Annotated in this window: 11 protein-coding genes and 1 tRNA gene; 8 read left to right on the top strand and 4 right to left on the bottom strand. The window is 73.2% G+C overall.

Annotated features, from left to right (window positions below):
* Nucleotides 1–8: 8 nt before the first annotated feature.
* Nucleotides 9–2,534: a glycosyl hydrolase 2 galactose-binding domain-containing protein gene (locus tag ABD285_RS02720; RefSeq protein WP_425564926.1), complete on the bottom strand. Its 2,526-nt coding sequence runs from the start codon at nt 2,532–2,534 to the stop codon at nt 9–11.
* A 116-nt stretch (nt 2,535–2,650) separates the two neighbouring features.
* Between ABD285_RS02720 and ABD285_RS02715 the strand changes: the two genes are divergently transcribed.
* The gene (locus ABD285_RS02715; RefSeq protein WP_284253754.1) at nt 2,651–3,688 is read left to right on the top strand and encodes an alpha-hydroxy acid oxidase; all 1,038 of its coding nucleotides are present in this window, start codon (nt 2,651–2,653) and stop codon (nt 3,686–3,688) included.
* A complete protein-coding gene (locus ABD285_RS02710) occupies nt 3,685–4,296 on the top strand; it encodes a dihydrofolate reductase family protein (RefSeq protein ID WP_284253753.1) in 612 nt (203 codons plus the stop codon). Before ABD285_RS02715 ends, ABD285_RS02710 begins: the two co-directional genes overlap by 4 nt.
* On the opposite strand, the gene ABD285_RS02705 is transcribed toward ABD285_RS02710, so the two are convergent.
* Complete coding sequence (locus ABD285_RS02705; RefSeq protein WP_344200062.1) at nt 4,272–6,692, bottom strand: MMPL family transporter; 2,421 nt, start codon at nt 6,690–6,692, stop codon at nt 4,272–4,274. The two genes, ABD285_RS02710 and ABD285_RS02705, sit on opposite strands and share 25 nt — an antisense overlap.
* 133 nt (nt 6,693–6,825) lie before the next feature.
* On the opposite strand from ABD285_RS02705, the gene ABD285_RS02700 reads away from it, so the two are divergent.
* The 6 genes from ABD285_RS02700 (at nt 6,826) to ABD285_RS02675 (ending at nt 12,045) form a co-directional block, all read left to right on the top strand.
* The gene (locus tag ABD285_RS02700) at nt 6,826–7,377 is read left to right on the top strand and encodes a TetR/AcrR family transcriptional regulator (protein ID WP_284253752.1); all 552 of its coding nucleotides are present in this window, start codon (nt 6,826–6,828) and stop codon (nt 7,375–7,377) included.
* A 76-nt stretch (nt 7,378–7,453) separates the two neighbouring features.
* Complete coding sequence (gene mgrA / locus ABD285_RS02695) at nt 7,454–8,494, top strand: L-glyceraldehyde 3-phosphate reductase (protein WP_284253751.1); 1,041 nt, start codon at nt 7,454–7,456, stop codon at nt 8,492–8,494.
* Complete coding sequence (locus ABD285_RS02690) at nt 8,491–9,768, top strand: four-carbon acid sugar kinase family protein (protein WP_284253750.1); 1,278 nt, start codon at nt 8,491–8,493, stop codon at nt 9,766–9,768. Before mgrA ends, ABD285_RS02690 begins: the two co-directional genes overlap by 4 nt.
* On the top strand, nt 9,765–10,751 hold the full coding sequence (gene denD, locus ABD285_RS02685; protein WP_344200056.1) for a D-erythronate dehydrogenase: 987 nt from the start codon (nt 9,765–9,767) through the stop codon (nt 10,749–10,751). The genes ABD285_RS02690 and denD overlap by 4 nt, the downstream gene beginning before the upstream one ends.
* 49 nt (nt 10,752–10,800) lie before the next feature.
* Nucleotides 10,801–10,873, top strand: a tRNA-Arg gene (locus ABD285_RS02680).
* Between the two features lie 53 nt (nt 10,874–10,926).
* Entirely contained in the window at nt 10,927–12,045 is a 1,119-nt protein-coding gene (locus tag ABD285_RS02675; protein ID WP_284253747.1) for an epoxide hydrolase family protein, read from the top strand.
* 25 nt (nt 12,046–12,070) lie between these two features.
* Here ABD285_RS02675 and ABD285_RS02670 read toward each other — a convergent pair whose 3' ends face one another.
* Complete coding sequence (locus tag ABD285_RS02670; RefSeq protein WP_284253746.1) at nt 12,071–12,391, bottom strand: hypothetical protein; 321 nt, start codon at nt 12,389–12,391, stop codon at nt 12,071–12,073.
* Nucleotides 12,392–12,430: 39 nt separating this feature from the next.
* A complete protein-coding gene (locus ABD285_RS02665) occupies nt 12,431–12,901 on the bottom strand; it encodes a GNAT family N-acetyltransferase (RefSeq protein ID WP_284253745.1) in 471 nt (156 codons plus the stop codon).
* Nucleotides 12,902–12,945: the final 44 nt, after the last annotated feature.

Raw genomic sequence — 12,945 nt, 5'->3', positions numbered from 1 at the left:
CTCGCGGATCAGTGCGGGTCGATCGGCTGCGCCGGCACGTTCCAGCCGTCGAGCACGAGTGCGCGCCCGGCCGGGTCGTCGTCGCGCCACCTGACATGCAGCTCGCGCGTCTCGCCGGGCAGCAGGGGCCGCGGGTCGCCGTCGGCGACCGGCCAGCCGGGCGCCTCGATCGGGCGCGCGTCATGGAGTGCGAGCGCGATCGCCGCGGGGCCGCCGACGTGCCGGATGCCGACCGTCCAGACGTCGCCGTCGATCTCCGCGTGCACCTCCACCTCGGCATCGGGCAGGTCGAGCAGGGGCGTCAGGTCGGCGCCGGTCGAGACGATCGTGCGCTCGATGTCGAGCACGCGGCCCTCGCGGCTGCGCCACTCGGCCTCCCAGATCACGACGGCGTCCCCGGGGAGGGCGTCGGCGGTCAGCGCGGTGACCCGCCGCGGCGCAGTGACCGGACCCTCCGTCGCGGCCGAGGTCTCCGCGAGGAGGGCGCCCGCCGCATCCCGCAGCCGCAGCGCGAGCGTCGAACCCGCGTCGAGACCGGCCTCGCTGCCGACCCACGCCTCGGCGCGGAGCGGTTCGCCCGCGGCGGCCGCGCGCTCGATCCGCAGCGTCACCCGGTCCGCCGCGAACGCCCGCGCCACGGCGTGATACGCAGGCTTCGGCTCGCCGTGGTAGTCGACGCTCGAGGTGCACCACGCGTTGGGGAAGCTCTCGTGCAGCTGCCACGGCAGCACCATGCTGCAGCGCGGAGCACGGCGCCGGTCGGCCTCCACCGCGTACTGCAGCCCGGCCGCCTGCAGCAGCTGGCTCGCCCGCAGCAGGCGGTCGACGTCGGTGAGCCGCTGGCCGAAGACCTCCTGCACGAGGGTCTCGTTGTCCCACCACTCGCCGAGGTGCCGGTAGACCGGGTTGTCGCGGCCCGCGGGCCACTGCTGCTCCGCGGGGATGAGCGCGTCGAGCGCCCGCCGGTTCGTCATGCCCTCGACGCCGAACTCGGTGTGGGCGAGCGAGGTGCCCGCGTTGTACAGCGTGTAGTGCGCGACGAGCCCCTGGTGCTCCCACGGGCCGTGCACGTCGTGCTGGTCGAGCGGCGCCTCCCGGATGCGATCCATCCGGTTGTGGAAGACGGGCCCGGTCGGCGACGTCGGCAGCCAGCCGCGGCGGGGTGCGAGCCGCTCGACCGCGTCGTGCATCGCGGCGAGCACGGGGGAGCGATCGTCCTCGAGCGGCCCGCGCTCGTCCTCGAGCTCGTTGCCGCCGCCGAACAGCACGAGGCTCGGGTGGTGGGTCAGCCCGGGCACCACCTCCTGGGCGACCGCGACGGCACCGGCGACGAACACCGGATCGCGCGACGGTGCGCTCTGCATGCCGGAGCTCGACTGCGGGAACTCCTGCCAGACCAGCAGCCCGGCCTCGTCGCACGCGCGATAGAATTCCTCCGACTCGAGCAGCCCGCCGCCCCAGACCCGCAGCAGCCGCGCGCCGGAGCCCGCCGCAAGGCCGACCAGGTGCCGGATGCGCGCCCCGTCGATCGTGCCGTAGCGCGCGTCGACGGGCACCCAGTTCCATCCCACGAGCGGCACCTCGGTGCCGTTGACCGCGAGCGCGTAGTCGTGGGCGCCCTCCGGCGCCCCGGGGTTCGGGTGCCACTCGATCGTGCGGAACCCGATCGGCAGGACGCGCGTCTCGTCCCCGGCGCTGACCCGCAGCTCGTACAGCGTCGGCGCGCCGAGTCGGGCGGGCCACCAGAGCTCCGGATCGTCGACAGCCAGCTCGAGGCGGTTGTGGCCCGGCGCGGCGGTCGCCTCGACCCGCGCACGCACCGTGCCGCCGGCCGTCAACTCCGCGACGACGGCGGTCCGCCCGGCCGCATCGAGCACGATGCCCACCTCGACGGTGCCGCGCCCGTCGGCGACCCGCGCGTCGGCGCTCACGCGGGCGAGCTGCGCCCGACCGATCCGCAGCCGCACGGGGCGCCACAGGCCCTGGTGCGGCATCCGGGGGCAGAAGTCCCAGCCCGCCGTCATCCGCGGGGCGAGCCGGGTCACGCGCTCGGTTCTACCGACCTGCGGCTCGGCGTCGGGAGCGGGCGCGACCACGATGGCCAGCTGGTGCCGTCCGGGCTCGGCGGGCAGCGCGATCCGGGATGCCGTGAACATGCCGTCGACCGACCCGACGTCCTCCCCGTCCCAGTAGACCGTGCCGCCGGGGTCGAGGCCGTCCAGCTCCAGCACGACACGGTCGTCCGGCTCGAGTCGGGGCACGTCGACGACCCGCCGGTAGACCCACGAGCGGGTCGCGGCCCACTCGCCCGCGCGGCTGTCCCGCCCGTGCCGCGGGTCGGGCGCCTGCCCGTCGCCGACGAGGTCGTCGAGCACGGACCCCGGCACGCGCGCGGGGAACCACCCGCCGCGGCCGGCGGCCGACGCGCTCACGCTGTTCAGGCCCGCCGCCGGGATGCCGACGCGCCACCGCCACGTCTCGCCGAGCGCCTCGTGCAGCTCCCACCCGTCGTCGAGGAGCAGCACGGTCGTCACCGGCAACATGGTGCCAGACGCTCCCTGCCCCATCCGCCCTCCTACGCTGAAGACATGCGCACCCGCACCGCCTCGAACGACACGTCCGGCTCCGCCGTCGGCGACGGGCACAGCTGATGGACTTCGCACCGCTGCGCGCCGCTGCCGAGGCGACCCTGCCCGCCGACGCCTGGTCGTTCTACCAGGGCACGGCCGACGGCCGGTTCGATGCCGAGCGGGACGCCCGCGCCTGGGACCGCTGGGATCTCGTGCCCCGCGTCATGACCGGGCTCACCGCGATCGACACCACGGTCGAGCTCGGCGGCCACCGGTTCGCCTCGCCGATCATGCTCGCCGCGAGCGCGTCGCAGGGCGGCGCGCACCCCGACGGCGAGCTCGCGACCGCCGCCGCCGCGGGTGCCGCCGGCATGCTCATGAGCTACTCGAACAACGCGACCGTCGACGTCGAGCGCTTCGGTGCCGCCGCGACGTCGCCGTGGTGGGCGCAGATCTATCTGCAGCATGATCGCTCGGCCACGACCGACTACGTGGCCCGCTGCGCGGCGGCCGGCGCGTCCGCGCTCGTGCTCACGGTGGACGTGCCCGGCATCCTGGCCGACGCCGCGTTCCGGCGCGTGCCGCTCACGGGCGCGGTCGCGGTGCGCGGGAACGTGCCGCTGACCGGCGCCGGGGCGGGCTTCGCGGCCGACACCTCGATCACGCCCGACGACCTCGCCGAGCTCGTCGCGAGCGCCGGCCTGCCGGTCTGGGCGAAGGGCGTGCTGACTCCGGATGACGCCCTCCGAGCTCTCGACGCCGGCGCCGCGGGCGTCATCGTGTCCAACCACGGCCGGCGGCAGCTCGCCGGCGTCGTGCCGGTCGCGGCGGTGCTGCGCGAGATCGTCGAGGCCGTCGACCGGCGGGCGCCCGTGATCGTCGACGGCGGCATCCGCTCCGGTGCCGACGTGGTGCGGGCGCTCGCGCTCGGGGCGGCGGCGGTGGGCATCGGCCGCCCGGTGCTGTGGGCGCTCGCCGCGGGCGGCCGGGAAGCCCTCGAGACGATGCTCGCGACCCTCGCCGAGGAGACGGCCGTCACGATCGCCGGACTCGGCGCCGCGAGCGTGGCGGACATCACGCCCCGCATGGTGCGGCCCGCCTGGGGAGAGGACCGATGAGCGAGATCGTCGTGCAGGAGTTCGTGACGCTCGACGGCGTCATCCAGGGGCCCGGGATGTTCGAGGAGGACCGCGACGGCGGCTTCGCGCTGGGCGGCTGGCAGTCCCGTCACCGCGACGACGACCCCGAACTGGACGCGATCATCCAGGACTGGGAGAGCCGGACCGGCGCCCTCCTGCTCGGGCGACGGACCTACGACATCTGGCTGGGCGCGTGGGCGGTGTGGAGCGAGGACGCGGAGGGGTTCCTCGGCGAGCAGACCCGCCGCTACAACCGCATCCCCAAGTACGTCGCCTCGACAACGCTGACCGATCCCACCTGGCGCAACACCCGTGTGCTCCGCGACGTGCCGGGCGAGGTCGCCCGGCTCCGGGCGGAGCATCGTGATGGCGAGATCCGGGTCTGGGGCAGCTCGCGGCTCGTGGCGATCCTCGCCGCGCACGACCTCGTCGACGAGTACCGGCTCGCGGTCTACCCCATCGTGCTCGGCACCGGCAAGCGCCTGTTCGCCGACGGGTTCCCGCTCTCGCGATTCGAGCGCGGCGAGGTGCGGCCCCTCGGCTCGGGCGTGACGGTGACGACCTACCGGCGTTCGACGGCGGGCTGAGGCAGCATCCGGCCACCGGTGCGCACCCGCGGGCGGCGCGCCGGCGGGCGGTGCTCCGTCGCACCCGGATGCGGTTGCGGACGCTCGAGAGCCGAGCCCTCGATGTCGACGTGCGGCAGCATCCGGTCGAGCCAGCGCGGCAGCCACCAGGCGGCGCGCCCGGCCAGGTGCATGAGTGACGGGATCAGCACCATGCGCACCACGAAGGCGTCGAACAGCACCCCCGCCGCGAGCCCGAATCCGAGCGGCTTGATGGCGGTGAGGTGCGAGAAGACGAACCCGCCGAAGACCGAGATCATGATGATCGCGGCGGCCGTGACGACGGCGCGCCCGTGGCGCAGGCCGGAGGCGACCGCCGCCCGCGCTGGGACGCCGTGCACGTACGCCTCCCGCATCCCGGAGACCAGGAACAGCTGGTAGTCCATCGCGAGCCCGAACAGCACGCCCACGATGATCACCGGCGCGAAGTTGAGCACCGGTCCGGGGTCGTGCACGCCGAAGACGCCGCCGAGCCAGCCCCACTGATACACCGCCGTCATGGCGCCGAGCGCGGCGAGGAACGACAGCACGAACCCGGCCGTGGCCATGACCGGCACGAGCAGCGACCGGAACACGACGAGCATGATGATCAGCGAGAGCCCGACCACGACCGCGAGATAGGTCGGCAGGATGCTGGCCAGCTTCTCCGAGATGTCGATGTTGCCGCTCGCCTGGCCTGCGACGTCGACGCCGACCCCGGAGCCGAGCGACACGTCGTCGCGCAGGGTGTGCACGAGCTGCTCGGTCGAGACGCTCGACGGTCCCCCCGTCGGCACCACCTGGAACGCGATGAAGTCGCGCGCGCCGTTCACGCCGATCGGCGCGACGCCCGCGACGTGATCCTGCGCCATGAGCGTGTCGACGATGCCGGCCTCGGTCGTGGTGAGGTCGGCCTTCGACGCGGCGTGCGGCAGGGATGCCGTGACGAGCAGGGCCCCGTTGCGTCCGGCCCCGAACTCCTGCGCCACGGTCTCGTACGCGCGGTACGACGACGAGTCCTGCGCCTGGGCGGAGCCGTCGGGCAGCCCGAGCCGCATCGAGAGCGCGGGCACCGCGATGGCGAGCAGCGCGACGATCGCGAGGGCGCCGCCGAGCACGGCGCGTCGCGTGCGGATCGGGCGCGGGGTCGTCTGCGCGTGACCGGGGTGGCCGATGCGGGCGCGTGCGCGTCTGCTCAGCACGCGCATCCCGAGCAGGGACAACAGCGCCGGGGTCAGCGTGATCGCCACGAGCACGGCGACGAGCACGCACGCGGCGCCGACGACGCCCATGAGGGTCAGGAACGGGATGCCCGTCACGACCAGCGCGAGCAGCGCGATCAGCACGGTCGAGCCGGCGAACACGACGGCGCCGCCCGAGGTGCCGTTGGCCAGTCCGATCGACGCGGCCGGCGGCATCCCCTCCTTCAGCTGCCGCCGGTGCCGGTTGATGATGAAGAGCGAGTAGTCGATGCCCACCGCGAGGCCCAGCATGAGGCCGAGCACCGGCGTGACGGATCCCATCTCGATCGTGCCGGAGAAGGCGAGTGCACCGGCGACCCCGACCCCCACGCCGACCAGGGACGACACGAGCGGCATGACGGCGGGCAGCACGGCCCCGAACATCACGACCAGCACGAGCGCGGCGATGATGACGCCCGTGATCTCACCCGGACCGACGATGCCGTCGACCTGGTCGGAGAACTCGCTGGAGGAGTCGATCCGCACGCCGGGGATGTGCGCGGCGTCGATGACCGACGCGACACCGGCCTTCTGGCTCGCGGGCAGCTCGAGCAGGGTGTCGCGGAACTGCACGACGCCGATCGCGGTGCTGCCGTCGGCGGAGACCATCCGCAGGTCCTTCGAGGCCGAGAGCAGGCGCGTGCCCGCGTCGAGCTGCGCCGCCCGGGCGTCGAGCTCGCCGAGCTGGGCGGAGATGTCGGCGCCCTGCGCCTTCGCGGCGGCGAGCTGCGCGCGTGCCGCGGTCAGCTGCTCCTGCGCGGCGACGAGCTTCGCCGCGTTCGCCTGCTGCTGCGCCCGTGTGTCGTACGGATCGATCGTCGAGGAGACCCCCTTCTTCCGATCGATCCGGTCGAGCAGGCCGGCAATGTCCTTCTGCTGTGCCGAGCTCAAGGCGGTGCCGTCCGCGCTGCGGAACACGATCGTGCCGGTCGCCCCGCCGACTTTGCCGAGCTCGCGCTCGAGTTGCGTGGTGACCTTGTCGGTCGCCGTACCGGGGATGTCGAAGGTCGACGAGAGCGTCCCGCCGAACAGCGCGAAGGCTCCGCCCGCGATGGCGAGCAGCAGCACCCAGGCGCCGACGACGCTCCAGCGGTGCCGGGCGGAGAACCGACCGAGCCGGTCGAGGAGTGCGGCCATGGGAGCGCCTTTCGGGTCGCGGTGCGAGAGGCGCATCGTCGAGCCGTCGGCGAGCGTAATCGACAAATGTCGGAAAAACGACATATGTTGCTGACAGAACGCCGGGAGCGGCCGGACTGGCAGAATCGGCGGGATGGATCCTCGGATCGCCCGCACGCGCCGCAGCCTGCAGGAGGCGCTGTTCGAACTCGCGCGGGAGCGGCCGCTCGACGACATCCCGGTGGGCGACATCGCGGAGCGCGCGGGCGTCAACCGCTCGAGCTTCTACCAGCACTACGCCGACAAGGAGATCCTCCTGGCCGACGCGCTCGACGCGGCGGCCGACGAGGCGGAGGCCAACCTGCCCGAGGCGGTCGACATGGCCGACGCGCCGCCTCTCGCCGTCTCGACCTACTTCGCCCACATCGCCGATCACGCCGAGCTGTATCGGCGGGTCCTCGGCGACCACGGATCGGCGGTCGCGACGGCGCGGCTGCGGGCCCGGGTGGAGCGCATCGTGCGCGACGAGGTCGGCCGCTCCGCCGACTTCCCCGACCTGCCGCTCGACGTCGTGGCGGCCGGCATCACCGGCTCGGTGCTGGGGATCATCGGCGCGTGGCTCACGCGCGACCCGCTGCCCTCACCCGAGACGGCCGCGGCCTGGGTGTGGGGCGTCATCCTCGGCCCCGGCTCCCGCGCCCGCTGAGCCCGGATGCCGCGCCCCCTCGGCGGCGAGGCTGCGGGTGATCGGGCGCGCACTCGATCGGTGCCAGGCTGGTGACATGACCTACATCGCCGATCCGGCCCGCTACGACGGCTCCATGATCTACCGCCGCACCGGCCGCTCCGGCCTCGACCTGCCGCTGCTGTCGCTCGGTTACTGGCACAACTTCGGCGACGATCTGCCCTTCGAGCGGCAGCGCGCGATCAGCCGGCGGGCGTTCGACCTCGGCATCACGCACCACGACCTCGCGAACAACTACGGACCGCCCTACGGCGCTGCGGAGGTCAACTTCGGCCGGCTCATGCGGGAGGACTTCGCGCCGTATCGCGATGAGCTCGTCATCTCGACCAAGGCGGGCTGGGACATGTGGCCCGGCCCGTACGGGCAGGGCGGCGGCTCGCGCAAGTACGTGCTCGCGTCGCTCGATCAATCGCTGCAGCGCATGGGTCTCGACTACGTCGACATCTTCTACTCGCACCGCTTCGACTCGTCCACGCCGCTCGAGGAGACCGCGGCGGCGCTCGCGACCGCCGTCACCAGCGGCAAGGCGCTCTACATCGGGATCTCCTCGTACGACGCGGACCACACGCGGAAGATGGCGGAGCTGCTGCGCGAGCTCGGCACGCCCCTGCTCATCCACCAGCCCTCGTACTCCCTGCTCAACCGCTGGATCGAGACCGAGGGCCTGCTCGACGCGACAGCCGAGGTCGGCGCCGGCGTCATCGGGTTCACCGCGCTCGCCCAGGGCCTGCTCACGAGCAAGTACCTCGGCGACACCCACGAGGCGCGTGCGTCGCGCGCGTCGTTCAACGGCGCGTGGGTGACCGACGACATCGTGCGCCGGCTGCGCGCGCTCAACGAGATCGCCGCCGCGCGCGACCAGTCGCTGGCCCAGCTCGCGCTGGCGTGGGCGCTGCGCGACGAGCGCGTCACCTCGCTCGTCATCGGCGCCTCATCGCCCGAGCAGCTCGATCAGAACGTCGGCGCGCTCGCCCGGCTCGACTTCGCGGCCGACGAGCTGGCCCGCATCGACGAGCTCGTGGATGGCGCGGTCGACGTCGACATGTGGCGCGGCGCGCGCAACGGCGAGGTGTCGTGACCGGACCGTCGCTCACCGTCGTCCTCGACGACGACCCGACCGGCACCCAGTCGGCGACGGATGTCACGGTGCTGCTGCGCTGGGACGTCGACGCGATCGCCGAGGTGCTCGCGTCGGAGGGGTCGGTCTACCTGCAGACGAACTCGCGCGCGATCGACGAGGCCGCGGCGACGGCGCTCGCCGAGCGGATCCGCGGCGAGCTGGGCGAGGTGTCGCGCCGGCTCGGCCGGGAGATCCTCGTCCTGCTGCGCGGCGACTCGACCCTGCGCGGGCACGTGTTCGCCGAGGCGGACGTGTTCGCCGGCGACGACGGCCGCGTCCTCTTCGTTCCGGCGTTCCCGCAGGGCGGCCGGACGACGATCGGCTCGGTGCACCGGGTCGTGATCGACGGCGTCGACACCCCGGTGGGTGAGACGGAGTTCGCCGCCGATCCGGTGTTCGGATACCGCAGCTCCGACCTCGTCGAGTGGACGCGAGAGCGCGGCGGCCGGCGCGCGATCCCCGTGCCGCTCGAGGCTCTGCGCTCCACCGCAGGTGGCGCGGTCGCGGAGGCGCTCGCGGCGGCGGGGCCGCGCCTGCTCGTCGTGCCCGACGTGCAGACCGACGACGACATCCGGCTCGTGCATGCGGGGCTGCAGCGCGCGCTCGCCGACGGCGCGCACGTCGTCGTGCGGTCGGCCGCGACCCTGGCGGCTCTCTGCGCCGGCCGGCTCAGCACCGGCTACCTGTCGCGACCGATCCGGGTCGAGGCCGGCGGGGTTCTCGTCGTCTGCGGCTCGCACACCGGCGCCGCGTCGGCACAGCTCGCTCGGCTGACCGACTCGCTCGGGTACGACCCGGTCGTGATCGCGACCGACGACGCGTTCGCCGACCCGGATGCCGCGGGCGCCGCCGCAGCACAGGCCGCCCGCGAGCTGCTGGCACGGCATCCGGTCGTCGTCGTAAGCACCGAACGCGTGCGCCGCACCGCCGACGACACGCTCGCCCACGGCGAGCTCGTCATGCGCGCGCTCATGGCCGCGACGACGCCGCTGGTCGGCGAGGTGGGCGCGGTCGTCTCGAAGGGCGGCATCACGTCGGCGGAGGTCGCGCGCGTCGCGTTCGCCGCGAGCCGCGCTCGGGTGCGCGGGCAGGTGGCCGCGGGGATCTCGGTGTGGGACCTCGGCGCGGGCGACCGGCACGGGGTGCAGGTCGTCGTGCCGGGCAACGTGGGCGGCGCGGAGACGCTCGTCGACGTCGTCGGCGCGCTGGGTGAAGGGAACGGAGCACGATGAGGATCGCGATCACCGGAGGAGCGGGGTTCCTGGGCGTCAGCCTGGCCCGCCGGATCCTGCAGGCGGGCAGCCTCGCCGCGGGGGGAGCAGCCCCAGCCAAGGTGGACGAGCTGCTGCTCGTCGACCTGTTCCCGCCGCCCGCCGATCTGGCCGACGACCCGCGCGTGACCGCGCTCGTCGGCGACATCGACGATGCCGCGGACCGCCTGGGCGACCTCGACGCGATCTTCCACCTCGCCGGCGTCGTCAGCGGCGCGGCGGAGGCGGACTTCGACCTCGGGATGCGGACCAACCTCGACGGATTCCGCGCCATCCTCGAGCACGCCCGCTCGCTGCCGACCCCGCCGGTGCTCGTCTTCACGAGCTCGCTCGCGGTGTTCGGCGCCGACCCCGCGATCGGACCGCAGGAGACGGTCGACGACGACACGCTCCCGCGGCCGCAGACCAGCTACGGCATCCAGAAGTTCATCGGCGAGCAGCTGGTCGCCGACTACACGCGCAAGGGCTTCGTGCGGGGCCGCAGCGTGCGGCTCATCACGGTGGCGGTGCGTCCCGGCAAGGCGAACGCCGCCGCGTCGAGCTTCATGTCGAGCATCATCCGCGAGCCGCTCGCCGGCGTGAGGGCGGTCTGCCCCGTGCCGCCCGACACCCCCTTCGCGATCTCGTCGCCCGCCAAGACGCTCGACGGCATCCTGCTGGCCGCGACGGCGTCGGACGAGACCTGGGGCAGCACGACCGCCGTCACGCTGCCCGCCCTCACGACGACCCCGCGCGAGATGACCGATGCCCTGGAGCGGGTGGCGGGCCCCGAGACGGTCGCCCTCATCGACTGGGTCGAGGACCCGACGATCCGCGCCATCGTCGACACCTGGCCGGCGCGCGTCATCACCCCGCGCGCGTCGTCGCTGGGCCTCGAGCCGGAGCCCGACTTCGAGTCGGTGCTCGCCCAGTACGTCGCCGCGTACCCACCCGCCCGCGGCTGAGCGGCCCGGTACCCGCTGGTATAGTCGTCGGGTTGGCCAACGCCGACCCGCGCCCGTAGCTCAACGGATAGAGCATCTGACTACGGATCAGAAGGTTGGGGGTTCGAATCCCTTCGGGCGCACCGAGATGGCCCGCTCGCCGTGAGGCGTCGGTGGCGGCTGGCATCGTGTCGCCATGACGGACGCAGCGCCGCAGCCCTTCCGCATCGCGACATCCCCCGGCGTGATCGAGGATCTTGGGGAACGTCTCGCGCAAACGCGCCTGCTGCCCGAGTCGCCGAACCGTCCGTGGTCGGCCCTCCGCGCCGATCATCTCGCCGACCTGGTGGATTCGTGGCGCCGTTTCGACTGGACGGCGCGGGAGGGGTGGCTCAACTCCTTCCCGCAGTTCACCGCGGAGATCGACACCGCTCGACTGCACTTCGTGCACCGTCCGCCGCCGACTTCCGATGCGCCCGTCGTGCTGCTCATGCACGGCTGGCCGCACACCTTCGCGCTCCAGCTCGCGCTCGTGGAGGCCGTCCCGGAGTTCGGGTTCGTCGTGCCGAGCCTTCCGGGCTTCGCCTACTCGGGCGCCTATCGCGGCCGGATGACGGAGGCTCGGCTGGCGCGCACGATGGTCGCGCTGATGTCGGACGTCCTCGGCTACGAGCGCTTCCTGACGTACGGCGAGGACGTGACGGCCAACGTCAGCGATCTGATCGCCGCCTCGCGCCCCGACGCGGCCGCCGGCATCCTGGTCACCCACGCGCACTTCCCCACGCAGGAGGAGCGCGCGGCGCTCACCGATCCGGATGCCGCCCGCTTCTTCGAGGGCCTCGCCGCGTCGAGCCGCGACTTCTCCGGCTACGCGCACGAGCAGGGCACGCGCCCCGACACGCTCGCCACCGCGCTCAACGACTCTCCCGCGGGTCTCCTGGCGTGGATCGCCGAGAAGCTGATCGAGTGGAGCGACACCCCGCGCGACGATCCGCGCGCGGTGCACCGCCGTCTCTCGGTCGAGCGGATCCTCACCGAGGCGACGATCTACTGGACGACGCAGAGCATCGCCACCTCGTTCCGCCCGTACTTCGACGAGGGCGACGCCCCGCCGGTACCGCGGGTGACCGTGCCGGCGAGCGTGCACATCCAGCGGCACGAGCACGACTATCCCGAGTCCTGTGCGCGGGACTTCTACGAGAACCTTCTCGAGTTCGAGCGATTGCCCGAGGGCGGCCACTTCGCCGCGGCCGAGGCGCCCGAGGCCATCGGCGACCGGCTACGGCGACTCGCCGAGCGGGTCGCGCCGCGCTGATCGCGGACGCGCGCAGGCCGGCTCGTCAGCGCTGGTAGCGCCCGACCGAGACCGACCGGCCGTCATCGAACCGCAGCCCGGTCACCGCGCCGTGCTCGACGACCCAGGTGAGGTCGTAGCTCGCGCGGTAGCTCGGCGGCCAGAAAGAGCCGAAACGGCCGTCGGCATCCACGTACCAGCTGCCGGCGGTGGGGCCGCCGTGCTCGACGTACGTGGTCGTCCCGTCGGCCTCGAAGGTCTGGGTGGCGCCGTCCTCGTACAGCAGCGAGGCGCCTGCCACGGCCTCCGGGATCTGCTCCGCGGTGACGGCGTCGCCGTCGCGGACGTCAGCGGGTGGGTTGGTCATGGTGTCTCCTGAGAAGTGTCGATAAAAGGGGAGGCGGGGTCAGTTGAGGTCGCGTTCGAACGACGTCAGCTGCTCGTCGTAATCGCCCGGCGCGGCGCCGGCCGGGCGCGGGAAGGCGCCGGAGCCCGGGTGCACCGGGTCCACCAGGCCCGCGTATCCGGGGTGCCGCGCCAGGAACTCGCCGACGACCGGGCAGATGACGGTGATCGTGTCGCCGGCGGCCTGCACCTCGTCGAGCACGCGCGCGATCAACTCGGTGGCGACCCGGCGCTTGCGGAAGCCGTGGTCCACCCACATGCTCAGCAGCACGACGCGGCCGCCGACGTACCGGTAGGTGAACTCGGCGACCACCTCCTCGTTGACGTACGCCTCCCAGCGCCCGTGCTCGCTGTCGTTGATGACGTCGAGCTCCCACGCCGAGGCGTCCGGATCATCACCCGCGTCGCGAAGAGCCGCGACCAGTTCGGCGTTGGTCTGCTCTCGCTCGGTCTGCTCCGCCGTGATCGACATGTGGTCCTCCTCCGCGACAGGACTATCGAGTCCAGTACATCCAG

This window comes from Pseudolysinimonas kribbensis, assembly GCF_039531715.1.
Classification (GTDB): domain Bacteria; phylum Actinomycetota; class Actinomycetes; order Actinomycetales; family Microbacteriaceae; genus Pseudolysinimonas; species Pseudolysinimonas kribbensis.
This window is presented reverse-complemented; position numbering and strand designations above follow the sequence as displayed.